Source organism: Martelella sp. HB161492, from assembly GCF_013184775.1.
Lineage (GTDB): Bacteria > Pseudomonadota > Alphaproteobacteria > Rhizobiales > Rhizobiaceae > Martelella.
Genome location: NZ_JAATVV010000024.1, coordinates 1 through 21,617 on the forward strand (window position 1 = coordinate 1; position 21,617 = coordinate 21,617).

General features: G+C 55.2%; 26 protein-coding genes and 1 pseudogene. 12 read left to right on the forward strand and 15 right to left on the reverse strand.

Annotated features, from left to right (window positions below):
- From HCK86_RS23350 to HCK86_RS23360, 3 genes are all read right to left on the reverse strand, one after another.
- Window positions 1-654: phage terminase large subunit family protein (locus tag HCK86_RS23350; RefSeq protein WP_176086901.1), on the reverse strand; the 654-nt coding region annotated here is incomplete at its 3' end.
- Entirely contained in the window at window positions 617-1,315 is a 699-nt protein-coding gene (locus HCK86_RS23355) for a hypothetical protein (protein ID WP_176086902.1), read from the reverse strand. The genes HCK86_RS23350 and HCK86_RS23355, both read right to left, overlap by 38 nt.
- Window positions 1,316-1,468: 153 nt before the next feature.
- Complete coding sequence (locus HCK86_RS23360) at window positions 1,469-2,188, reverse strand: hypothetical protein (protein WP_176086903.1); 720 nt, start codon at window positions 2,186-2,188, stop codon at window positions 1,469-1,471.
- Between HCK86_RS23360 and HCK86_RS23365 the strand changes: the two genes are divergently transcribed.
- On the forward strand, window positions 2,187-2,429 hold the full coding sequence (locus HCK86_RS23365; RefSeq protein WP_176086904.1) for a hypothetical protein: 243 nt from the start codon (window positions 2,187-2,189) through the stop codon (window positions 2,427-2,429). The genes HCK86_RS23360 and HCK86_RS23365 overlap by 2 nt on opposite strands.
- A 65-nt stretch (window positions 2,430-2,494) precedes the next feature.
- Here HCK86_RS23365 and HCK86_RS23370 read toward each other — a convergent pair whose 3' ends face one another.
- From HCK86_RS23370 to HCK86_RS23410, 9 genes are all read right to left on the reverse strand, one after another.
- On the reverse strand, window positions 2,495-3,235 hold the full coding sequence (locus HCK86_RS23370) for a hypothetical protein (protein ID WP_176086905.1): 741 nt from the start codon (window positions 3,233-3,235) through the stop codon (window positions 2,495-2,497).
- A 635-nt stretch (window positions 3,236-3,870) separates the two neighbouring features.
- Window positions 3,871-4,506: a transcription termination/antitermination NusG family protein gene (locus HCK86_RS23375; protein WP_176086906.1), complete on the reverse strand. Its 636-nt coding sequence runs from the start codon at window positions 4,504-4,506 to the stop codon at window positions 3,871-3,873.
- Entirely contained in the window at window positions 4,503-5,237 is a 735-nt protein-coding gene (locus HCK86_RS23380; protein ID WP_176086907.1) for a hypothetical protein, read from the reverse strand. Before HCK86_RS23380 ends, HCK86_RS23375 begins: the two co-directional genes overlap by 4 nt.
- Window positions 5,227-5,724 (reverse strand): hypothetical protein, encoded by a 498-nt coding sequence (locus HCK86_RS23385; RefSeq protein ID WP_176086908.1) that lies wholly within the window; start codon window positions 5,722-5,724, stop codon window positions 5,227-5,229. Before HCK86_RS23385 ends, HCK86_RS23380 begins: the two co-directional genes overlap by 11 nt.
- On the reverse strand, window positions 5,666-6,397 hold the full coding sequence (locus HCK86_RS23390) for a hypothetical protein (protein WP_176086909.1): 732 nt from the start codon (window positions 6,395-6,397) through the stop codon (window positions 5,666-5,668). Before HCK86_RS23390 ends, HCK86_RS23385 begins: the two co-directional genes overlap by 59 nt.
- The gene (locus HCK86_RS23395; RefSeq protein ID WP_176086910.1) at window positions 6,394-6,678 is read right to left on the reverse strand and encodes a hypothetical protein; all 285 of its coding nucleotides are present in this window, start codon (window positions 6,676-6,678) and stop codon (window positions 6,394-6,396) included. Before HCK86_RS23395 ends, HCK86_RS23390 begins: the two co-directional genes overlap by 4 nt.
- The gene (locus tag HCK86_RS23400; RefSeq protein ID WP_176086911.1) at window positions 6,675-7,094 is read right to left on the reverse strand and encodes a hypothetical protein; all 420 of its coding nucleotides are present in this window, start codon (window positions 7,092-7,094) and stop codon (window positions 6,675-6,677) included. Before HCK86_RS23400 ends, HCK86_RS23395 begins: the two co-directional genes overlap by 4 nt.
- 164 nt (window positions 7,095-7,258) lie before the next feature.
- Complete coding sequence (locus HCK86_RS23405; RefSeq protein WP_176086912.1) at window positions 7,259-7,756, reverse strand: hypothetical protein; 498 nt, start codon at window positions 7,754-7,756, stop codon at window positions 7,259-7,261.
- Between the two features lie 237 nt (window positions 7,757-7,993).
- Window positions 7,994-8,236: a hypothetical protein gene (locus HCK86_RS23410; protein WP_176086913.1), complete on the reverse strand. Its 243-nt coding sequence runs from the start codon at window positions 8,234-8,236 to the stop codon at window positions 7,994-7,996.
- A 97-nt stretch (window positions 8,237-8,333) separates the two neighbouring features.
- On the opposite strand from HCK86_RS23410, the gene HCK86_RS23415 reads away from it, so the two are divergent.
- From HCK86_RS23415 to HCK86_RS23435, 5 genes are all read left to right on the forward strand, one after another.
- Window positions 8,334-9,149, forward strand: a complete 816-nt coding sequence (locus tag HCK86_RS23415; protein WP_176086924.1) for a LexA family transcriptional regulator — start codon at window positions 8,334-8,336, stop codon at window positions 9,147-9,149.
- Between the two features lie 15 nt (window positions 9,150-9,164).
- Window positions 9,165-10,217 carry a type I restriction endonuclease gene (locus HCK86_RS23420; protein WP_176086914.1) on the forward strand — a complete coding sequence of 351 codons (1,053 nt, stop codon included), beginning with the start codon at window positions 9,165-9,167 and terminating at the stop codon, window positions 10,215-10,217.
- Window positions 10,218-10,433: 216 nt separating this feature from the next.
- Entirely contained in the window at window positions 10,434-10,574 is a 141-nt protein-coding gene (locus HCK86_RS23425) for a hypothetical protein (protein WP_176086915.1), read from the forward strand.
- A gap of 17 nt (window positions 10,575-10,591) precedes the next feature.
- Complete coding sequence (locus tag HCK86_RS23430; RefSeq protein WP_348641118.1) at window positions 10,592-10,969, forward strand: pyocin activator PrtN family protein; 378 nt, start codon at window positions 10,592-10,594, stop codon at window positions 10,967-10,969.
- 399 nt (window positions 10,970-11,368) lie between these two features.
- Entirely contained in the window at window positions 11,369-12,193 is an 825-nt protein-coding gene (locus HCK86_RS23435) for an HNH endonuclease (RefSeq protein WP_176086916.1), read from the forward strand.
- 283 nt (window positions 12,194-12,476) lie between these two features.
- Here HCK86_RS23435 and HCK86_RS23440 read toward each other — a convergent pair whose 3' ends face one another.
- Together HCK86_RS23440 and HCK86_RS23445 are read right to left on the reverse strand one after the other, a co-directional pair.
- On the reverse strand, window positions 12,477-13,298 hold the full coding sequence (locus HCK86_RS23440) for a DUF3800 domain-containing protein (protein ID WP_246739748.1): 822 nt from the start codon (window positions 13,296-13,298) through the stop codon (window positions 12,477-12,479).
- A 164-nt stretch (window positions 13,299-13,462) separates the two neighbouring features.
- Window positions 13,463-14,032 carry a hypothetical protein gene (locus HCK86_RS23445; RefSeq protein ID WP_176086917.1) on the reverse strand — a complete coding sequence of 190 codons (570 nt, stop codon included), beginning with the start codon at window positions 14,030-14,032 and terminating at the stop codon, window positions 13,463-13,465.
- A 515-nt stretch (window positions 14,033-14,547) separates the two neighbouring features.
- On the opposite strand from HCK86_RS23445, the gene HCK86_RS23450 reads away from it, so the two are divergent.
- The gene (locus HCK86_RS23450) at window positions 14,548-15,012 is read left to right on the forward strand and encodes a hypothetical protein (protein ID WP_176086918.1); all 465 of its coding nucleotides are present in this window, start codon (window positions 14,548-14,550) and stop codon (window positions 15,010-15,012) included.
- 269 nt (window positions 15,013-15,281) lie between these two features.
- On the opposite strand, the gene HCK86_RS23455 is transcribed toward HCK86_RS23450, so the two are convergent.
- Complete coding sequence (locus tag HCK86_RS23455) at window positions 15,282-16,538, reverse strand: NAD(P)-binding domain-containing protein (RefSeq protein WP_176086919.1); 1,257 nt, start codon at window positions 16,536-16,538, stop codon at window positions 15,282-15,284.
- A 108-nt stretch (window positions 16,539-16,646) separates the two neighbouring features.
- Here HCK86_RS23455 and HCK86_RS23460 point away from each other — a divergent pair, with 108 nt between their 5' ends.
- The 5 genes and pseudogenes from HCK86_RS23460 (at window position 16,647) to HCK86_RS23485 (ending at window position 21,527) form a co-directional block, all read left to right on the forward strand.
- Window positions 16,647-17,261 carry a TetR/AcrR family transcriptional regulator gene (locus HCK86_RS23460; RefSeq protein ID WP_176086920.1) on the forward strand — a complete coding sequence of 205 codons (615 nt, stop codon included), beginning with the start codon at window positions 16,647-16,649 and terminating at the stop codon, window positions 17,259-17,261.
- Window positions 17,262-17,814: 553 nt separating this feature from the next.
- A pseudogene (locus HCK86_RS23465) lies at window positions 17,815-18,231 on the forward strand (transposase).
- Window positions 18,232-18,407: 176 nt separating this feature from the next.
- Window positions 18,408-18,869, forward strand: coding sequence for a hypothetical protein (locus HCK86_RS23470; RefSeq protein WP_176086921.1), 462 nt, complete (start codon window positions 18,408-18,410; stop codon window positions 18,867-18,869).
- A gap of 366 nt (window positions 18,870-19,235) precedes the next feature.
- A complete protein-coding gene (locus HCK86_RS23480) occupies window positions 19,236-20,117 on the forward strand; it encodes a hypothetical protein (RefSeq protein WP_176086922.1) in 882 nt (293 codons plus the stop codon).
- A gap of 402 nt (window positions 20,118-20,519) precedes the next feature.
- Window positions 20,520-21,527, forward strand: coding sequence for a site-specific integrase (locus HCK86_RS23485; RefSeq protein WP_176086923.1), 1,008 nt, complete (start codon window positions 20,520-20,522; stop codon window positions 21,525-21,527).
- Window positions 21,528-21,617: the final 90 nt, after the last annotated feature.

The window sequence follows — 21,617 nt, forward strand, 5'->3', positions numbered from 1 at the left end:
GCCCGGTGCAATCAGCGGGGTCGAGATCTTGAAGACCTTGCGATTGAAGAAGGCCTTCGACCGGCTGTCGGCCTGCACCTCCGGGTCACCGGCGTCATTCATCCCCCATTTGGCAAGATCATCCTGCACCTGGGCGCGCGGCGAAATCATCGACAGGCCCGCGGCCGAATTGGCACCGGCCGCCTGCACCGCGCCACGCCCGTCGATCCGTTCCTTGTAAAGGATCGAATTGCCACCGTCGCGGCTGCCATCAGCAAACAGAGCCCTGACCGAGGTCGTCTCGCGCAACAGCGGCATCAGCTTGGTCTTCGACCAGCGCGAGGCGTTCTCCTCTGTCGGGTGGACATAGAGGAAGTCGCAGGGGTCAAGCTCCAGCGTACCGAGCAGGAAGATATTGGCCAGCACCGTGCCACCGACCTGGGCGGATTTGGCCAGCGAGACAATCGAACAGGGATCATCCGGCGACAGCGCCTTCAGGATCTCCGAGAAGAACGGAAACATGTCCTCGCGATAAGGGCCGGGAAAGGCCGAGATCCGCTCGGAAAAGACAATGTTGTCTTTTGCCCAGGCGAGATAGTCGACTGGTGGCGGTGGTTCGCAGACTTCCGCCAGCGCCTCATAGATCAGCCGCAGCGGGTTGAACAGGATCGTCATGGTCTGGCATGTCCTCGTCATCCGGCGCTTCAAGCGTTTCCGGCGTCTTGTCCCTGATGGCGCGGAACGCCTCGGCCGCGGCCTCCCGGATCGACCGCCATTTGCGGGTCAGTGCCTTTTGCAAATCCCGCTGCGGTAAGCCGAACTCTTCAGAAAGCGCCGTTGCCAGATCCGGCAGCCCCTGCTCCATCACCTTGAAGGCTTCCGAGATCCCCCGACCGGTCTCGCGCTTTGCGTCTTCCGTGCGGACATAGATGCCCGCCTCTTCACGTTCCTGCCGCGCCATCTGGGCGGTCTTGTATTTTTGCTGTTGCAGCCGCTCGCGGGCGAGAAGCTCGGCCAGATCCTCGTCAGGTGACGGCGGGCGGAGCGGCAATTGCCCCGCCCCGCCCGGCCGCGCTTCGGCACGGGGGAAATCAGCCTGTTTGCGAACTGTGGCTGTCGCTGCTTTCCCGTTGGCGCCAAATCCTTGCGCGGGATCGATTGAAAGGCCGAGCTGGACGATGGCTGGACCAGGACGGATCCGGGCAAACCGCCCCTCGCCCTCGATCGCATCGCCATGGATCTGCCCGGCGCTTAGATATTGCGAGACCCGGCCGGGTGAGACAGCAATCAGCGCTGCAAAGGCGGCCTTGGTCATGCTCTCAGGCATGGCTTCCATGGTGGCTAAACTCACCCTGTCTTTAGTTTAGGCTTGGACTTTAGGCTCAAAAATCCGGCTCAGACTGCCCAGACCGCGCGGTGCCAAATACCCGCGTGGCCACCGGCCCCAGGTAGGACCCGGCGCATAAGAATCAGCTTGGTGTGAAAACACCTAAATGGTCGGCCACAACGCGGCGATCACCCGACAAACACTTTCAATGTCATTTATACGTCTTGTGCTCGAATTTGGGGCCTCAAAGACCTCGCCGTGCTGAATATCAATCGACAAACAAAGGCGATTAACCGGTTGCCGGTCGGTCGGTATGTTCTGATCGAGATGTAACCTAGCCAAAGTCGCGGCATAGATACCCATTTCACGCCTTTTTTGGCGAGCGGCGTCGGTTTCCGCGTCGTCCATGGTCATCCGAAGGACCGCAGCGCCAATTTGCTGAACGCCTCTAGCTGACGCGTGAAGCAGTAAGTCTGCCCTCACCGAAACTTCCACTCCCGCTATCTCAAGCTTGTCTTGATCTTGAGGAGCATGATGGAAATCAAAGGAAGCCAGTTGATTCTGCATACCCTGAATTGCGTGAAGAACATCAATTGAATGACGAGCGTCATCTCGGGCAAGGTCTCGGATTGAGGGATCGTCGATCCGCTGCTGAAAAATGTCCTCTGCATCGACAAGCCGATTAACAGGGCGTAAGGGATCTGATAAATACTGACAAAGAACCGATCTCACGTCTCGGTAACGAATTATTGGGGGAGTTTGTGGATACTTCGCTCTGCGGACAATCCCCATTCGCGCTGTATCGGACGACACCATATAGAGCGCAAGATCATTTACGGAAATTCGAGGCGACTGCCTCGCCTGAAGAGGTGAACGTGCCATGGAAGACATCCTTGCATCGGTAAGACTCGACAACAAGAAAAGTATCCACATAGCCGCACTTGCCCGTCAAACAATTATTGAATCTGGCGCCACACATCTCGGCTTTGACGGCTACTTTATTTTCGAAACAAATGACGATTCACATTCGCGGGGAATAAGTGTACTTGGAAAGGCCACCTCTATCGAAGCGGCTTTTCGGATGATAGACATTTGGAGCATGAAGGCAACGAAAGCCGCTTAAAATAGCTTTGATACGTGAACAACAGACTCACAGTCGTGCCCTAAACCCTCCAATTTCTGTTTTCTTCAACTGCTTTCGAGTGTTTTCCGAAAAGCTCTTGCGAAAACCTTGTCCATCTTCGAACGGACGACCTCGTCGACAATTTCTTTCAGCTTCAGCCGCTCACGGTAGGACGTAGCACTGACGAACAGGATCACCGGATAGAAATCCCGGTCACCGCGGCCGGAAAACCAGATGCCCCGCACCAGATCGGCGCGACTTTGCGGCACGAAGAACTGATAAGGCTTTGCCTTGCGCTTGCGCCGCGTCGAACCTTTCGAGATGCGGTTTGCGCCACTGCCCCGGTAGTCGATCTTCAGATCACGCATGACCCGGTTCAGAAACCCTTGCGTCATGTTGCCGTAGCGGTCGAGCGGCGTCTGTCTTGCAGGCACGGCAACCTCATTGCGCCGCATCAGCCCGCGTCCGATCAGCTGTTGTTCAAACGCCTTGTGCCCGCGCATGCCGCCCTCAATCTCCGGGCCGAGGAAGGCCGTGGCCGGAAGCCCGCCTTTCGTGCGGTCACCCGTTGCGACAACAGCAGAGTTCCGGTTCGCCAAAGTCGCGTTGTCGTAGACGATGCCGCGCACCGCATAAGGCGTCGGCCGGTCAAACACCGTCTTCATCCGCGCCTTCACTTCCCGCATGGCGTCATAGGCCAGCCAGTTCAACGCCAGCACTTCCGCCTTTGGCATAAGCTCGCGTTGCACCGAGGTCATCTTCGCCTCGAAGCGGGATAAGTCGATGTCGATGTGGGCTGAAAGCATAAGCAAATAGCCCGTCCGACATTTGCCAGACGGGCTTCGTCCTAAAAATCTAGGTGCGCCGTAAGATTTCGTAAAACCTTGGCACAACATCAGGTCTCTGCGCCAAGGTCGTCAAATGAATACTGAAATCGAACCCATGGGTACGCCACGACATACCCAAAGACAAGCTGCCGTAGCCCCTCAGTTGGTATTTTAGTAAATCAATATTTAAGGCGTTCGCTTAAACTACAAAACCTAAAATGAGAGGCGACCTTGGGGGTATGGTCGCCTCTCTCAGGGGCCTTCAGAGCACACGCACCCATTCGCCGTCATGGGGGCGTCGGCGAATTTGGGGACCTCTGTCCCAGGCTCAAAGAAGGTAGTTCAAATATACCAATAACAACCAATGCAGGCAACGACTAAAGCGATACAAGCTTACATGTCATTGCATTTAGTTGTTTCGGGAAGACGACGAACGAACTTTCAATCACCCATTTTGAGAACGAGGAGTGCTCAATCGTCATCGTCTGTCAGGAAGGCATAGCTCACGCACTGGCCCTGAAGTGGTCCGGCCTCTCATCGGCCGTTTCAGGGCTGGGTCCGGGCGTGCGAGCAAGCTCCACTGAGAACCGGATCATCCGTTGGCGCATATAGATTCACAGTTTCTCGAGGATTGCAAGGGGGATCAGCATCGGCGTTTTTCGTCCCATCAGCTCAACCTCCACCACAGCGTCCCCACGGCCGTCTGAGCGGGCATTCACGATCTCGCCGGACAGCCCGGCAAAGACACCATCACCGATCCGAACCGTTTCGCCCGGCTGGAACCGGCTTGCCGCCTGACGCTGCCAGTCGTAATCGCCTATCTGTGAGCGTCGAAGGATTTCCGTTACCTTCCAGTGCATTATCGTAAACGGCTTATCCCATCCGCCAAGAAGACCCGAGACGTGATCGAAGCCATAAAAGGCGTTCAGCGCCTCATTCGAGACAGCAAATCTGACCAGCAGATAACCGCCCATCAGCGGCATGTCGCTTGCCGGAATGATTCGTCCGCGCCGCTTGCGGGCTGGCCCTTTTCGCATCGGCAGCGCCGTCTGCACACCGGCTGCGATCAGATCTTTTTCCACCGTGCATTCGTGCCCCTGTTGCACCTCAGCGACGAACCACGGTGCATCATCGGCCACCGGTTCGCGCAATGACGGACGCTGGCGGATGCTGATCGCCTTCAGCCGCTCCTCGAGCTTCGGGCGCGCATCCCGAATGATCTGTCCGTCGATATCCTGCCGCACCATCATGCCACCGCCTCACTTACCCTTGCCCGTTCGAGCCTGTCGAAGAATGCCTCAAGCGCCGCATCTGGCGCTCCACCCTCAAGCGGGGGGAAGTAGACCCAGTCCTGCCGCCCCGTATCCGGCAGCCATGGCCAGCCGCGCCTATCGTGCTCAGCCTGCCATGCCTGCCAGATCTCGCCATCAACCCGCACCGCCTCGAAGCCATCGCCGAGCATGGCGATCGCCCGGCTCACCCGAACGCCCTTGGCGGGTTCCCGCACTGCCTGTGCATGCATGTCGTTAACGGCCGGCCAGCCCATCTTGCGCATGCGCTCCAGCTTCACCGCGGTCTCGTCATAGAGCCCTGCCGCGATCTGGTGCTGATAGAAGGCTGAGAGCGGCGGCAGGCGTCGGCATGGTGCGGCGAGACGGGCGAAGCGTTCCGCCATCCATGAACGGCCAAAGGTCGAGCCGATCGTCGGGCCATTGGTCGAGGCCACCCGTTCAGGCACCACAGACCAGCGCTTTTCCTTCAGATAGGTCGAGGCGGCATGTTTCACCTGCCTGCCATTGATCGCCTCAAACGCCAGATAGGCCTCAAGCTGGCTTGCTGCGGCCTGCCGGTCTTCCTCGGCAAGCGCCTGCCATTCGGCAAAGGCCCGCTCGTCGGAATCATCGCCGCAGGCAGGCCAAAGCTTGTAGAACCGCATGAAGGCCTTGCGCTGCAGCTTCCGGTTTTCAGCATCAGCGCGCATGGGCAGCTTCCTCCAGCGAACGCCCTGCCGTGATCTGGGCGATCAGCTTGCGCGCCTTCGCCGCCATTTCCTTCCGGCGTTCCTTCTCGGCCTCACTCAGTTCCAGCTGCAGCGCTTCCCGTTCCTGCGCCGCCTCGAGATCCCGTTTTGCTTTCGCCCGCGCCCAGCGATCCGCCTTCGCGGCATCGGCGACCAGCACGGCAAGCTCTGCCGGACGCGGCAGGAACGAGCGGAATTCGGGAAACTGCCCCTGCATCAGCCCGTTGGCCACATGCTTCAGCGCCTCAAGCGGCGCCGCGTTCAGTGCGATCCGGTAGGCCTTCAGTTCCAGCCCCGGTTTGATCGAGCTTGGCGCGATGAAGCCGAGATCGATCAGGCTGCCGACGATCTCGCCGGCCTGTTCCGGTGTTGCCGGGGCCAGCCTGTCTTCAAGCGCGGTAATCTCTGCGACCAATGTCGATGATTTTGCCACCAGTTCCGTCGTCATCTTCGCCTCTCATGGTTCTGGAAATTCGTTGTTGCCGTTCCTGCAGGTTCTCCCGGAAAGCCGGTGGTGAACGCGGTATCGGCTGCGGTGCACTGACCGGCGCATCGTTCCACCGGTCCTGATTGAGCCAGGTCGCAGGATTGCACCAAGGCCGGTCATCACGCTTGGCGACGTAACGGTTGAGCCCTGCAAGGATGGCCTCGAGATCGGCACGGGTCCGGGCCCTCATGAAGGCCTTGAGCGCAGCAGGCTTTGCCACTTTCTGCGGATAGGCTGGCCAGAACCGATCATCGAACTCGGCACTGAGCCCTGCGATATCGCCAGCTTTGCGTCTCGCCTCGAAAGCCTCGTTTCCGGCTATGAGGGGAACTTTCTTTTGGACCCCTTTAGGGGTCTTTTCTTTGAGGGGAGAATTTTTCTCTAGGGGGGTGTGGGGGGCTTTCTCTTTTTGTGAGGCTTCCACACTTTCCGCAGATTCTGCGGATTCCGCGGAATTCCGCGGAATTCTTCCGCGCTTACGCTCGCGGTCCCTCGCGCGCCGCCGTTCTGCCTGCTCATCGACAGCATCCGCGGATTCACGCGCCGCAAGCACTTCGGCCGTGCGTCCGATCAGGTCAGGGTCTACCCCTGCCCGCACCATGTCTGCGATTAGGCTGGCAATCTGGCTGTTCACTGCGCATTCTCCCATGCATAATGCCGGCGCCATGGCGGCAGTTCGTGCAATGTCTCGAACACCCGTTCAGCAACGGCCGCGCATTTGCGCTTCTGTGGCCATGAGAGCTCACCCGGCCCGTTGGCATCCGCCGCGCGGCGCTGATCAATGGCAAAGGCACGTGCATCGTCGGCACTGATCCGCTCACTGCCAGCGCAAACCGTGCAGCGGACGCCATCGGCGAAATAGCCCCTGCCCTGACAATGCGGGCAGACAACCCGAATGATACGTGGCCCGCTCACCGCTTCACCTCACGCAGGATCTGGTTGGCAAGCGCCCGTGCCTCATCGATCTTTGCCTGATCATCGAGCAAGGCGTTGCGCAGTGCGGTGCCCTCTTCGAAGTGCCGGGCAATCAATGCGCGCCGTTGCGAAGCATTGGCTTCGATTTCAGCCATAAACTGCTCCAGCTTCTGGACCTTCGGATTGCTGCCTTCCGGGCCGAAGAAGGCTTCGCGCACTTCGCTCACCCAGGCACGCGGCACACCGAGATCCTTGGCAACCGCGGCGTCCGTCCACGGCTCGACATAGGCGTCCGTGGAATAGACATCGTCCAGCTTGGCCGCGATGATCCGCCGGTCATCGCGTTTCATCACCGGCGGCGGGTCCGCCTTCACCATGGGTGTCGAAACGGTTGCTGTTGCTGCCTTCTTGGCCATGCGGTCTGTCCTCTTGAGATCGGTTTTGTGATTGCTGGAAGGGCTCGGCGGCAGGCTGAAATCAGGCTCTGCGCAGGCAAAAGGCCGGTCGCCTGGGTAATCGCTGGCCTTGCAGGTGCTGCAGGCATAAAACCCGGCGCCATAAGAGATCCGGCAAGGCTTTCTCATTCCTCGCCCGTCCCTGCGCCACGGCGCGCGCTTTCCGCCTTCTGCTGCAAGATCCCGGCATAGCGCAGCAACAGCGCGACTTTTTCCAGAATGTCGGCGCCCTCGCCCCGGTCGACATGACCGTCAGCAACGGATCTCAGCACGGTCTGGATCACGCGATGCGCTGCCTCTTCAAAGGCGAGTAGATCCTCGTGACCAAGCTCACCGGACGGCCCTGCAACATCCTCATCGCGCACCAGCCGATAGCCGAGCTGCCGGGCCATTTCCCCGACGATGATCGGCGCGCCCGCTTCCATATCCGCCTCGATTGCTATGTCGATCGGCATGAAAAGCTGGCTGCGGCGATCCGGGTCAAAGGTCCAGTATTTCGACAGCTGGCCCTGATTGACCCGCGTGACATACTGGAAGCGTTCAGGCCCGCCGCCCTGCACCACCGAACGCCGCGTCGTCTCACGCAGCCCGTCACATGCCCGCGCACCAAGAAGCCGCTGCATCAAATTCTCCAGTCTTGTGAATCGGTTCTGAGGAGGCATTCACTGCGCACGCGAAAACACCGCGCTAAACCGGTGAGGTCTGAGCGACGGCGTGAAAAAGTGATCAGCAGCAAGGCCGAAAGAAAAATCGAAGTGCGCCGGGCTGAAGCGTGGCAAGAACTCAAAAACCACGCTCCCGCCCGGCGCTGGCTCAAACCGATCCGGGAGGAAAAGACCGGCGAGCAAGGAGAGAACACATCAACCATGAAAAGGCACCCGCACGGTATCGCTCTCAGCGGGGAGGAAATCTTCGAGCCCCAAAGGGGCTGCGAATTGTTCGGAAGCCGAGACAAGCTGCCGCCAGTAGCGCTCTGGAATTCGACCGCGAATCTTCCAACCCTGGACGGTGGAGACCGGGAATTCCTTTTTCGGGTCAGAAAGCGCACGCGCAGTCGCAGTGAGCCCACCAAACCGGGCGATAATCTTTTCAGCGGTGTTCATGATCTATCTCGGCGTTAACAAATACGCGCAAAACGTACGTTTTCGACGTACGCATGTCAACGTGGAAAACGTATACGCATTATGCGTAGATCATGCCATGACCAGAAAAGATCTCAGCGTTACCGACAAGTTCAAAGCTCTGCGCGATCGAGCAGACCTATCACTGGCTGCACTCGCCAAAGCCATGGGATATCGCAACAGTTCGAGTATCCAGCGCTACGAAAACGCCGATCTCTACACCAAGGAATTTCTGTCTGCCGATATCGCTCAAAAGCTCGCAAGAGCTGTCGTCGGACGAGGCAGCCCGCCGATCACAGAGGCCGAAGTCTGGGCCCTTGCCTACCCTCAGGCCACGCCGTCAAAGCCACGTCTGGTTGTCGCATCCTATGACCCAGACAACGAATTCGAAGACACCCAGGCACAGGCAGGCTTTACAAGAGAGCGGTGGAAGCCGTCACGAGAAGGCGCCATTCCAGAGATTGACGGCAAACTGGGCGCTGGCAGTGGTCAAGCGGGGGAGATTATCAATATTCAGGTCGGCAAAGACACGATTTCTGGCCACAAGGTCGTCGCAGAATGGAATTTCCCCCCCTCATATCTGCACAACGAGGCCAAGGTGAGCCCGAACGGCGCCGTCGTGATGGAGGTCGTCGGCGATTCCATGCAACCGACCTACATGCCGGGCGACCGCGTCATTGTAGACCTGCACCAGAACGCACTGACGACGGATACAGTGTACGCCATTTCTGACGGATACGCCGAACCTCAGATCAAGCGCCTTCAGCGCATCCCCTTCAGTGAACCGACCGAAGTTCGGATCATTTCTGACAACCCTGCACTTGAAACCTTTACGGTTGAACTGTCGCGACTTACCATCATCGGACGAATCTGTGGCCATTTGGCCAGAAAGTAAGTCCGGGAGGGGTAAATGGGCGCTTTGGAAGACTCGCTGAGAAGCATATCTGAGCGTGTAAAATCTCATTCGAGTTCAATGGCAACAGAAGAAGCGGTCAAGACAGCGGTTGTTCTGCCTTTCCTGCATTCATTGGGCTACGACATCTTCAACCCTTTCGAGGTAATCCCCGAATTCACTGCCGATGCAGTTGGGAAGAAGGGCGAAAAAGTCGACTATGCCATCAAGATCGATGACGACATTGGAATTCTTGTCGAGTGCAAACCGCTAACGACCGTCCTCGAGAAAAAGCACCTCAGCCAGCTATTTCGCTATTTCACAGTTACGAAAGCGAAGTTCGCGATCCTCACAAACGGCAAGACATTCAATTTCTACACAGACCTCGATGAGGCCAATAAATTGGATGCAAGACCGTTCCTCATTTTCGACATCACGGATCTGAACCCCACCACGATTTCAGAGCTTCGGAAATTTGAGAAGAGCGGCTTTAACGTCGACAGCATCCTCGCAACGGCAGAACGCCTCAAATACACATCAGGCGTTAAACAGGTCATCTCTGGCCTGATTGATGACCCGTCAGAGGAGTTTGTCCGCCTTGTCGCTGGCTCTGTTTACGAGGGCCGCATAACCGCTCAGGTCAAGGAAATGCTGACCGGCGTCGTCAAGGCTGCATTCCGTGAAGTGATCATGGACAACGTGAAAAGTCGGCTGACAAATGCGCTTGCCGATACAGAGGCAGTGGCGCAGGAGGTTGTCGAGCCGATCGAAGAAGAACCCGATATCGTAACCACAGATGATGAGCGTGAAGGCTACATGATCGCGAAAGCGATTGCACGCGAGGTTGTGTCCCCTACTCGGATTTTCATAAGAGATGCAAAGTCTTATTGCGCAATCTTGATTGACAACAACAACCGCAAGCCTCTCCTGCGTCTGCACTTTAATCGGTCGGTAAAATATATCGGGCTCTTTGACGGCGACCAGGAAGAGCGCGTCATGATCGACAGCCTTGATCAGATCTATGACTATAGCGAGAGGATCAGGGCTACGGCCACGAAATACGCCGCGTGAACCTCATATCGACAAAGCCTCGCAATTTACGGGGCTTATTTCTGGCCCTCATTGTACGTATTTCGCGTACGACATATTGCAATATACGTTTTTAACGTATACCCTTTCTTTCTATCGGGCCGCCCCTCTGTTGCCCGATTGACCCCAACACCCGCCGCAGCACTCACGATCCAAGCAAGAGCCTGCGGCGGGAGATTGAACCGGGAAGGGAAACTCATGAAGCATCAGATCCGCCCTTTTGCTGTCGCGACACGAACCGCTGACGATATGCGCGAGGCCTTGGTGACCGGCCTGCTCGCCGGCTTCTGCCTCGGCCTCGGCGCCGTTGGCATGCTCGCCTACCTCTTGATCGGCTGAGCTCGGAGGTCCGCAAAGTGACAGAAAAGAACACCGTCACCAAACGTCGCCTGAGAAGATCGGAGACGAAATCGCGCTATTCAGCAGAACACCGATCTGCGCAGAGAGCAGCAGACCCAACGGCACCTCGCCCCAAGACAATCTTCTTTCTGATGGTTCAATACGAAGGCCGGGCGGTGATCCCCATCGAGGATATCTGCGAAGACTACTTTGAGCACCTTACGCCCGTGAAGTTTCTTCGAAAAGTTGCCATGGGCGATCTGGAAATTCCCGTAATGCAGATGGATGGTTCTCAAAAGTCTCAGAAAGGCGTACACATCAACGATCTCGCCGAATACCTTGATCGACAGCACGAGCAGGCGTTGCGCGAATTCAGCATACTGCACAGGCCCTGAGAAAATCCAAGAAAGCACGCAGATATTGCGGGATCGACAACGAAGGAAAATAAAAGTTTCGCGTAAATCCCATTGGCACCAGATACGATCATGCGAAAGCCAGTGAACGCTCATTTTTCTGTGTGACCTCAAAGCAATGTTCTCGCAATCCTGTGCCTCAACGTCGAAATCAAGCGACGGACAGAGGTTGGAACATCCTCCCCAACGATCTCGCTAGATGACACTGGAAACCATCGCCACAATGAGTAATGATCCCCTCATCAGCCTGCCTGCGGCAAGCTGATCCGTTCCCGGCTATGTTCGGAGGGCACGGCGAACGCCGAAGCTAAACCACTCCGTGGGACACGATCGCGAAATTTGGTGGAATCCATTTGGCATGGCCGGGATGGGAGAAACGTCTTGTTCATTGAAGGGCAGATTTACTCACGACGCGACGACATACATGTTCATTTTGGCGGCCAACGGCAGGGGGGGATTTCAACTCCAACAGACCATCCATTTGTTTTCATTTTCACTGGTAAGTCTGGTGAGCAGCACGGATATTCTGACGGATGGAAAGATGAAGGAGTTTTTCTATATACCGGCGAAGGTCAAGTCGGAGACATGCTGTTCATTCGCGGAAATGCCGCCATTCGCAATCACGACCAAAACGGCAAAGAGCTTCTTTTGTTTGAAGCGCTGGGAAAGTCCAAGCCTGTTCGTTTCATAGGCCGCTTCGCATGCCAATCATGGGATATATTTCGCGGCCAAGACAGCAAAGGCAACCTTCGCAATTGCATCCAATTTCACCTTGTAAGGCTAGGAGCCGACAGCGAACCCCTTCGAAACGTCGATGATATCAAGCCTCAACTAGGCACACCATTGGATGAACTTAGAAAGAAAGCTTTCGAAGCTTCGAAGCCTCGTCAAGCAAAGCAATGGTCAGATGCCAGGCTAGGCTATAGGCAACGAAGCCAAGCAGTTCGCGATTATGTACTAGCGAGAGCAAATGGTCTCTGCGAGCTCACTGGAAAGCCCGCACCATTCAAAACTAGGTCTGGCGCCCCGTACCTAGAGGTACACCATACGCGTCGTCTGTCTGACGATGGCCCGGATGACCCACGCTTCGTAGCAGCAATAGATCCGACCATTCATCGCCAAATACACTTTGGTGAAAGCGGGGATGAAATAAACGAAAGGCTGATCGAAACCCTCCGGAAAAAAGAAAGAATAAACTCCGATTAAATGGCTACGATCCACCTTCTCAGCTATGGATCTTAAACTGATGCGGTGGATGTCGATAACAACAGCGGCTTGGTGATAGGTTCCGAGGGATCGAGCGATGCCTGTTCGTACATGATTTCGACGAATGTTGCGTTCGTACCGCCGTCAGGTTAATTCGGCTTAACGAAAAATTCCTTGCAACGAATCATGGCGTACGATAGTTATTTGATCGGGCCTGGCCCACGAGATCGCCTTTGCGGTCGCCCAAAAGCCTCGATGGAAACGTCGGAGGCTTTTTGTGTTTTTAGGCCTTCCGTACGACATTCTCAAAGCAGCTATATTTGGATCCGAGCATCGGCCGCTCGTCTTCCTTGATATGGCAGTCAATCAGCTTTCCGTCGTCGGTCAGGCGCTGGTAAGGACGATTGCTGGCGTGATAGCCGCCCATGCAGATCGGCCATAGATATAGATCCGCCAGTTGCGCCATCGGCGAAGTCTTCTGCTTGGTCTTGAACTCGTAGAGCGTCTGGATCAACTGCTCAGGGGTCAAGGGGCCGTACTTATCGGAATTCTCCTTAGCGAACGGCATTCCCTCCGCCTTTAGAGCCTTGTAGTAGCCCTCCAGGTTCGCATCTTCCGCCTTGTTGCAGCGCTCAGGATGCACGCGCAGCTTCATGCCTTGGCCGATAGCGTATTTCGCGGCGCGTTCGACGACGACAGTGAATGCGGTTTTGCAGAGCAACCAAGGATTCTGCTTGTACTGCGCGAGGTATCGTCCACAGTATCCGGGGCGGTCAACAGTGCACGCGATACCGACCACGGGCGCCTCGCGCATTAAAATGTAAAGTTCCTCGTAGAATGCTCCCAGCCTGTTTTCCTCCCAGCCCCGCAGGAATTCGAAGTTCTCGTTCTGCGATCTGATTTCCGACGAGTGCAAGGGTGCCGTAATTTCCCATTTCTCACAGAACTTTGCGTGAAGGTCACGGGCATTGTCCTCTTCGTCGCTTCGAACCAGGATGCCGCCGAGTGCGAACCAGTCGTACCCGTGCGCCGCTTTCTTCCCGACCTTGTGGGTGGGATGCCTAGTTCCGGAATCGTCGAGGTAGAGGTTCAAGGTGACAGGCAAGGCAATCTCTCGTGGCAGTCGATCGGATTCATTCTACTCGACTCCTGATATCCGAGAATAAATTATTTTTGCTCACTACCATTTCATCATCCACCTTGATGTCGCCCAGTACCTGGTCAAGCTTGCGACGGTAGGTGAGGAATGTCGCACGAAGCTGGCGGCAGTCAGGCGGCTGGTTCAGTCCTGACGGAGGCGGTCGGCAGAAGGTCAAGCACAGCAGCCAGATCTTCGTTCAGCACCAAGAAGGGCATCCTGTCGGTCTTGTAGTAGTGCGCGAGATGGTACCTGTGATTGCCGCCCTGGATACCAACCTGATCACCAACGCGGTTGATCAGCGGGGGAGTCACAGGCCGCCCCCTAAACCAGCGAAAAGCGGTTCCTTCACTGCCACGCCTATACCGTCTGTGCCATGGATCCTTGTCACGGCTAGAGTGGTACGTCAGCTTTCCATGGACATCAGCCACGTCGGCTTCGATCAATACGAACTGGTCTCCCGGATGTAAATCAGGGTCGTTGCCATCATAGGCTAGATAGAAATGTGCGGGATCCAGATCCCACTGCGCCATCAGATCAGCCGGAGGCGCAACGCGACCCTTGCTCCACTTGACCCGCTCGGTCATTTCAATTGCACGAGATACCTCGAATTCCTCGTCCAACTTGCCGTCGATCACATCCATAGCGACGCTGACGGCCAGTCCTCGTCGGATCAACCTATTCATTTCGTCTGCTGACATCGCTCTCTCGTATCCTGCAACCTCTTCACTGGCGCACACCGTCGCCTCGACTTTGGCACTGTCTCTTGGTTGTATCAAACAGTCCGCAACCGGCCCAGCAAAGGAAATGATTTCCGGTTATGCCTCGACGTTGGTCATAGAGACCGTCACCGCGCCTGCCAGAAGGTGACACTGTCCTACCAGCGGCGCTACGTCGCCTATGCGCCCCAAAGTCGGTCGTTCGCGATTGTGGCTTCAGCTTCCGTAAGTAGCCATTCGCTGCAGACCGCGCCACTGACCGTGATACGACAGGAAGTGGACATTGCCCCTCAAAACCTATCTGCGGCAAACTTGGAAAGGGTGAGCACTATAATTCGCGGTATTCTTCATCGACAACTTCTCACTTAGATTCGGCCAGACGGTTCAGTCCAGTACACGCTTCTACGAGAAAAGTATTGTTAGTCCCTAGAGTAGATTCTAGGTTATTATCGTTTATCTCAATGGAAAAATCCCAGCGATGAAGGTTATTAGCGCAAATGGATAATTCCAAAATCCCCCCCGATATTCGCCGTCAATGGGAGCGAGGCGATATACCGATCGTTGTTCGGAGCGGCATAAATGGCGACAAGCTCACCGTTAGGCTGCCTTATCACCAGTCAAACAGGCTGTGGCTCCACAGCCTTGCCACTGGAAACCGAAGGCCATCAATCCAATATGCGCATTTGGAAAAGACATGGAAATTACCGTTGAACTGGCTGAACCGTTTCGTTGATGGAGCGCTAGAACGCTATGATCGCGTTTATGTAGTGCAGCCATATCGAGAGATGGAGAAATGCGCGCCGGCATGCCGCAATGCAGTCGGCCATGAGTGCCAGTGTTCCTGTATGGGCGCCAACCACGGTGCAGGCGATGGTGGTGGATGGTTTGATGTTTCGGACACGTTTGCCTTCCGGTGGGGGCAACAACAAGTCGCCATCAGGCTTATGACGAAGCGCCAGTGAGTGCACTACCGGCAGGCTACCATCTCCTTTCGCTCACAGCGCCCCTTCGTGCCATTGCAACTGACATTCACTCTCAGCCCCTCTGCGACATCCGTGCTAGACGCAGCAGAACGCCAAGCACCGACATGAAGGGCGGCAAGTCGTGACTCGCTGCAATATGTACCTAGGTTCGCTTGAGTCTGCAGCGTAGACACCGTGCTTGATTTGGCCTCAAACTGTCACAGTCGTTGCCATGTACTTCCATGGCGACCACTCCATCAGTTCAGGCATCAGTGACCATCTTTCAGTGACATATCCGTGAAGCTGCACCAATCGTAATGTTCCCAGCCACGATCAAGCGCTGTTTGCATTTTTTCGATGATAAGTGGCGCGTAGTTCAGTGAGCGGGACGTGGCCTGTGAAGCAGCATGCATGAGCTTCAAGTCCTTGATACCGCCGGACAGTTCAAATCCAACTTCCGTTTGAAACGCACGGTCACCGATCTTTGTGGCGTACATTTTCAGCGTCGGATTGGAAAAGCTCGTTTCAAACAGCCGGCCATAGAATGCGCGATCGATTCCAACCGCATCGCCATAGGCATAGATTTGGCCCATCAGCTCCATATTCGATGCGGCAAAATAGTTGATGGAGAGCTTGGCGTAATTGGCCAGAGCCGGATCCTCGCCAAGAACCATCACCGTGCTTGAATAGCTATTGCAAATCGGTTTGCAGCGTTCAACGGCGTCGCTGGCACCGGCGAGGAGCGTGATGAGTTCCCCGGCCCGCGCAAAATCCGGACGTCCGACCACTGCGCCTGACACAAAGTAGCAGCCATGCTGCCTGTGAATTTCGGTAAGCTCCTTGGCAAGCTCTGGCGAAATGGTCGTCGCACACAAATGAATGCTCCCGGGTTTCATGCCTGCCAGGATACCGTCTGGCGCGGTCACAATATCGCGCACAGACCGGTCATCCATGAGACTGCTGAGTATGACAGTGGCTTGTTCAGCCGCCTCACGCGGGTTCTGTGCCAGAAGAGCTCCGCGCTCGACAAATTCTTGTGCTTTCGCCGCTGTTCGGTTGAACACAACAAGCGGGAAACCGTTCTTCTGGATGTTATACGCCAGTCCGGCGCCCATCTTTCCCAATCCGATCACAGCCACCTTCTCTGCTATCGCAGGCAGAGGAGCTGGACCTTTCAACGCCTGGATTACACTGGCGAACCACTGCGCCACCATCACGTCCCCCACGAGGCGGAGGTGTCCTGTTTCAAGAGCTTTGGCAATCGCTTGCGGATCATTTGATGTCATCGCCGCGAAGGCGATGCTGGCATCTTTCCAGAGCATCGTGACATCAGCCTCACCTTCGCCCCCAGACCGGGTGAATATCCGCCCTTTGGCGAACACGAACAAACGGCCGACCCGGTGGTCTTCCGTCTGTATCCAGACCGAGGCGGTGCGCTGCTGCAATCGAGCGCGGAGCAACGCGTTATGCCGACTTGCCGTTCGCAGCTTTACTGACAGGGCGAACAGGAGGAGCGAAAGTTTCATCTGAGGTTCCTTTCGAGCTTGTATTCATAGGGTGTAGCTCTAAAATATGAGGAATGCTCATATTATTAAACTCGCATTCCAGGCGCGTTTACGACGGCGACGCACGACATGAAACCTACTGATTCATTTAGGAAAATTCCAAAGCAGGTACGCGCTGAAGCGACAGTTTCTGCGATCTTGGAGGCAACAGCTCAGATTCTACAGGCAGAAAATCCCAAGGCTGCGACCACAAATGCGATCGCCCGCCGTGCAGGTGTAAGCATCGGCACCTTGTACCAATATTTCCCCAACAAGAACGCCATACTGATCACGCTGGCGCGTCGTGAGCTGGCTTTCACGGGAACAGCCGTAAATGCAGAAATAGCCTCCCAGATGGGTGGGAAGGTGCAGACAGATCCGCTGCGCGCCGCGATTCACGCGCTTATCCAGGGTTTTAGCGGACGCCTGCGAACACGAAAGGCTCTCATCGAAGCGCTCATCGCTCATGGGCTATCGGAGGAATTGACATTGCCGGTCGACAGAGCCATGCGCGATATGCTCGCCGCTCGAACGTCCGGGGATGTTGACGGCTGCCTGGAGATAAGCCCCATAACAGCATACGTACTGACACGGGCCATCATTGGCGTGATACGCTCGGCTGTCATGGAAGAATCGCCATATTTCGGGACGCAGGTCTTTGAAGATGAATTGGTGGGGCTAGCGCACAGCATGCTGTCAACATAGTTCTCCCAATCATTTTTCACGGTCGGAACTGCGAGATTCCAGATGTCCTCTCCTTGTTTTGTCGATTCGACTCTTGAAGAAGACCATGAGTCTGTCCAGCGACACCCTTTGCGATCAACCGAACAAACGCAATTAGAAAGCCACTTGGGACACGATCGTCTGAGTCGGCAGGTGCTTGCTCTCACATGGTTTCCGGCACGATTGATGCCAATTGACCATCAACGTCTGAAATGGGGTTGAAATCGATCAGAGTGGTCAGCTCGCAGCCAAGGGCAGCGTTTTATCACTGCGCTCCGAAACTGGACTGTCTGGTTGCGGCCCCGTTTCTGCCGGTCCGGAAGGCGCGCCGCCATTTCGGACACCCAACTGGCCAGACGTCGAACCCAAAACCGGCCTTTCTCCGCTATGCCTCTGCCAGTACGACGTCCATTGCGCGAGTGGGTCTTGTCGCGGCTTCTAGATCATCAAGAGGGTAACCTCGGCACTCGGAAACCCTACTTGACGAAGATATCTAGGTCCTGTTGACAAACCGGATTCCCAAATCAGCTGAAGCATGGTTCAAGATGGCTTTCGAGAGGAGGCTATCTTGGCTCGGCTGCTGATGGGTGACGCCGAATGGGCGTTTTTCGGGCTGTTCATAGTTGCTATCCGGGGAAGCGGTGGTCGGCCGGCATCCAATCACCGGCTGGTTCAGGACGGCATATTCTGGACTGCCCGGACCGACGCGCAATGGTGCGATCTTCCCGAAGCGTTCGGCAAGTGGTCAAGCGTGTACCGCCAGTTCCGCTGCTTGACGCTGGCCGGACTGTGGGAACTGTGACCTGCCCTCCGAAACCAGATCGAGCGATGCTTCAACAAGCTCAAATGCGCCAGACGGCTCGCTACCCGCTATGACAAAACAGCCGCAAGCTATCTTGCCATTGTTCACATCATCTCCGCCCGACTCTGGATCAGGAGTTTGTCAACATGACCTAAGGTACTTTTCACCCTCTACTAAAGTTGCTTCAAGACAAATCATAACTAACCGATATCGTTAAACTTATTTTCCGGCGAACTCTGAAAGGTGCGATAGAGCTAGACAAATCGCAACTATCATGGTTGTGTAGTTATTCATGCGCGACCATAAGAAGCAAAAAGGGGGCAGTAATGATCGATAGTCAGGAAATTGATCAGATTAATGAATTAGATAACGTAGAAACCGTTGGTGAAATACCAAATTCTCTTATAGTTAATTCTTCTTTTTTTGTAAGTCCACCACGCTATCGGTCGTTTCCAGATAGGCAACATGGAAATTTTCTGTACACCGATATAATCTTACGAATTGAAGAGGATGACACCTGCACACTGACGTTTATCGCGAAGCAACTGGCAAAATTTTATACCTGTTCTCGCAATCGGACACACTGGTTTGGACCCCACATATATATCACTCTTAAAGATGATCACGGCGTACCCATCGCCGACCGATGGGGTGTAGTCCAGGTAAATCGTGGTGCTTGCGAGCAACGCGATTCCAGATATACAAAAAGCAAGGTCATCAACGGCGCTTACACTCTTGCCGTAATAACATCACACTCCGCATCTGACTACCGGTTAACCGTCTGTTGAATATGTCAGACCGCAACTGGCCGAACTACAAGGGTGATGACGTGCTCGCCGATGAGGACCTGCCCAAAGCCAGGGTTCTGATCGCGGATACGATTCCGATCACATCCGCGACGACGCCGAGGCGCGCGGCGGAACAGCCGTCATTCCCGGCAGAGCAAGTCGCAAACAGCCGATCCGTGTCCATGGCTTCGTGTATGCCCTGCGAAACCAGATTGAGCGCTGCTTCAACAGACTCAAATGCGCAAAGCGTCTCGCCACCCGATACGACAAAACAGCCGAAAGCTATCTCGCCATCGTCCACATCGTCGCCGTCCGCATCTGGGTCCGCAGTTTGTCAACATGACCTAGTTGAGGCCCTTTAAGTCAATGAACACGTTAAAGCGCTTTAACAGGACCATTTCGATCTACAGCAAGAGTGGAGGCCTGCACGCAGCCGCGATTGCGGGAGCGATTGCCAGTGGCCGACCGGACTATGATGACGAAACTAAATGGTCCAAGCCGGAAAAGACTCGCCCAAAAAATCCAAATAAGCTCACGATTTTGCAACATGTCTATCCAACCAAAAGCATTGCTCGGTTGATTAATGAAGATGGCAAGGTGGAGGTGCTTGATTTGCTAAGGGGACGTTCCCGGAGAGCCAAGCCATCGGACCCGATATTTTGTGCGAGAAGGGCTTGGGATCAGCGTGCCGAGTCAGGCTATATGCGGGAGATCGAAGAACAATTTCAGGAAATTGCGGAAAGAACCATCGCTAACCAGTGCGGTATAACTGAAGCGACAGACAAGCGCAGTGTCGAGCGCTTCTTCGCACTTTGGTATATGCGTTCGCGATATAATCAATTGAAAGATCAGGAATTCCAATTAAACGGCGTTGCGGGTGATCAACTCACATTGGAGCAGGAAGAAAATTTGGAGCGCGATCACTATCTGTTCATCAGGAGCGGGGGACGTATTCCCGCTCGGCAGCTTAATGGCATATGGCTTCAGCAAAGCATAGACCAATATGCCAAAGAGCTAGAAGCCGTTAAGAGGTGGGGCCTCATCAGGCCTCTATCTGGCGAAATCATTATCCCGGATTTACCGAGGCAATTGGCCATCCCCCTCCAGCCAGACCTGTTTCTATTCGGCGACGCACCAGATGGACTGATCTTACGCGAAAACCTTGCGGAAATTAATAGATTCGCTGCAGCTGGAAGCCGATATTACTATCTGGCTAGACGTTTGGATCAGTGCCCACTCGACACATAGAGATTGCTTTGCCTCAAGCTGGCAACTGCAGCTTTTGCAGATTCCCTACCTCAAACCCGGCATTGTCCTCTCGGCCCGAAAGCGACTATACGCCTCTCAAGCCCGAACGTCCGCTTCGCTAATTGGTGAGACCAAACCTGCCAGTCAGGAACCGGCCCCATTGAAGCCTTAACAGGCCTTGCTAAAAGCAGGTGATCAAGAAGCACCCAAAATGAACATACGCGGAACAACAGCAAGAAAATGCAATTATTTTTGCTACATTTTCAAAAAATAATTGAAAACAAAAGATATTTTCGATTCACCATCCAATCGATCATGGGCGCGACCGCGAAGCGCCTGCTCTCGGAAAGATTGAATTTATTATCTTTTTGGTCGTTCATGCCCATTCCAAGCTAGGATTTTATGCCTATCGTTTCTTTCCAAGCGATTTTCGAAAAGCGACTGCTTAACTCCAGCGATCACAACGAAACCTCTGGCTACCATGGAGACCATAGCCGTACGAAAACGAAAAGAACGTCCTCAGTCTTCTACGCTGCCATGCACCGAATAATGCGACAAGGCCGTCCAGTCCATAGCGAGAGCCAGACATTTGAACGCAAGCGTCTCGCTGAAGCCTGGATAAAGAAGCGCGAAACCGAGCTTGCACGACCGGGTGCTCTCGAGCGAGGAAAGCATGGCGGCATCACGCTTGACCATGCGATTGACCGCTATGTCGATGAAAATGCGGCACCCATCGGTCGCACGAAAGCTCAGGTTCTGCGGGCGATCAAATCCTATGACATAGCCGACATGCCATGCGCCGAGATCACCAGCGCCAGCATCATAACACTCGCACGCGAGCTCTCGCTCGACAAGCAGCCGCAAACGGTCGCGAATTATCTGTCGCACCTTGCCGCGATCTTCTCTATCGCCCGTCCGGCATGGGGATATCCACTTGACAGAACGGCGATGGAGGACGGTTTCAGAGTTGCAAAACGCCTTGGCCTGACAGCGCGCAGCCGACAGCGCGACCGGCGCCCCTCGCTGCCGGAACTGGAACTGCTGCTCGCCCATTTCGAACAGAGAAAGCAGCAGCTGTCTCAGTCCATGCCTATGGCAGACATCATTCTTTTCGGCCTTTTCTCAACCAGACGACAGGAGGAGATTACGCGGATCGCATGGCAGGATCTCGACGAAGCACACAGCAGGATTCTCGTCCGCGACATGAAAAACCCAGGCCAAAAGATCGGCAATCACACTTGGTGCGACCTGCCTCCAGAGGCGTTGGCCATCATTCAGCGTATGCCCCGAGATCAAGCCGAAACCTTCCCTTACGCTGCAGAAAGTATTAGTGCCAATTTCACGCGGGCGTGTCGATTTCTCGACATCAAGGACCTTCACTTTCACGACCTCCGCCATGAAGGGATCTGAATAGCCCCGGGTTTTGTAGACACCCTCGGTTTAGATTTTCTGCTGTCGTTCGAAGTCGACGGGCGACAGCATGCCGTTGCGGGCGTGTTT

What these genes read in the sequence shown, in the direction of transcription:
- HCK86_RS23480 (WP_176086922.1), top strand. Translation starts at nt 19,236, where the DNA reads ATGAACACGTTAAAGCGCTTTAACAGGACCATTTCGATCTACAGCAAG.
- HCK86_RS23410 (WP_176086913.1), bottom strand. Translation starts at nt 8,236, where the DNA reads ATGAACACCGCTGAAAAGATTATCGCCCGGTTTGGTGGGCTCACTGCG.
- HCK86_RS23365 (WP_176086904.1), top strand. Translation starts at nt 2,187, where the DNA reads ATGGAAGACATCCTTGCATCGGTAAGACTCGACAACAAGAAAAGTATC.
- HCK86_RS23385 (WP_176086908.1), bottom strand. Translation starts at nt 5,724, where the DNA reads ATGACGACGGAACTGGTGGCAAAATCATCGACATTGGTCGCAGAGATT.
- HCK86_RS23400 (WP_176086911.1), bottom strand. Translation starts at nt 7,094, where the DNA reads ATGGCCAAGAAGGCAGCAACAGCAACCGTTTCGACACCCATGGTGAAG.
- HCK86_RS23450 (WP_176086918.1), top strand. Translation starts at nt 14,548, where the DNA reads ATGGATAATTCCAAAATCCCCCCCGATATTCGCCGTCAATGGGAGCGA.
- HCK86_RS23460 (WP_176086920.1), top strand. Translation starts at nt 16,647, where the DNA reads ATGAAACCTACTGATTCATTTAGGAAAATTCCAAAGCAGGTACGCGCT.
- HCK86_RS23445 (WP_176086917.1), bottom strand. Translation starts at nt 14,032, where the DNA reads ATGTCAGCAGACGAAATGAATAGGTTGATCCGACGAGGACTGGCCGTC.
- HCK86_RS23485 (WP_176086923.1), top strand. Translation starts at nt 20,520, where the DNA reads ATGCCTATCGTTTCTTTCCAAGCGATTTTCGAAAAGCGACTGCTTAAC.
- HCK86_RS23405 (WP_176086912.1), bottom strand. Translation starts at nt 7,756, where the DNA reads ATGCAGCGGCTTCTTGGTGCGCGGGCATGTGACGGGCTGCGTGAGACG.
- HCK86_RS23370 (WP_176086905.1), bottom strand. Translation starts at nt 3,235, where the DNA reads ATGCTTTCAGCCCACATCGACATCGACTTATCCCGCTTCGAGGCGAAG.
- HCK86_RS23415 (WP_176086924.1), top strand. Translation starts at nt 8,334, where the DNA reads ATGACCAGAAAAGATCTCAGCGTTACCGACAAGTTCAAAGCTCTGCGC.
- HCK86_RS23380 (WP_176086907.1), bottom strand. Translation starts at nt 5,237, where the DNA reads ATGCGCGCTGATGCTGAAAACCGGAAGCTGCAGCGCAAGGCCTTCATG.
- HCK86_RS23420 (WP_176086914.1), top strand. Translation starts at nt 9,165, where the DNA reads ATGGGCGCTTTGGAAGACTCGCTGAGAAGCATATCTGAGCGTGTAAAA.
- HCK86_RS23470 (WP_176086921.1), top strand. Translation starts at nt 18,408, where the DNA reads ATGATCGATAGTCAGGAAATTGATCAGATTAATGAATTAGATAACGTA.
- HCK86_RS23375 (WP_176086906.1), bottom strand. Translation starts at nt 4,506, where the DNA reads ATGATGGTGCGGCAGGATATCGACGGACAGATCATTCGGGATGCGCGC.
- HCK86_RS23455 (WP_176086919.1), bottom strand. Translation starts at nt 16,538, where the DNA reads ATGAAACTTTCGCTCCTCCTGTTCGCCCTGTCAGTAAAGCTGCGAACG.
- HCK86_RS23360 (WP_176086903.1), bottom strand. Translation starts at nt 2,188, where the DNA reads ATGGCACGTTCACCTCTTCAGGCGAGGCAGTCGCCTCGAATTTCCGTA.
- HCK86_RS23355 (WP_176086902.1), bottom strand. Translation starts at nt 1,315, where the DNA reads ATGGAAGCCATGCCTGAGAGCATGACCAAGGCCGCCTTTGCAGCGCTG.
- HCK86_RS23425 (WP_176086915.1), top strand. Translation starts at nt 10,434, where the DNA reads ATGAAGCATCAGATCCGCCCTTTTGCTGTCGCGACACGAACCGCTGAC.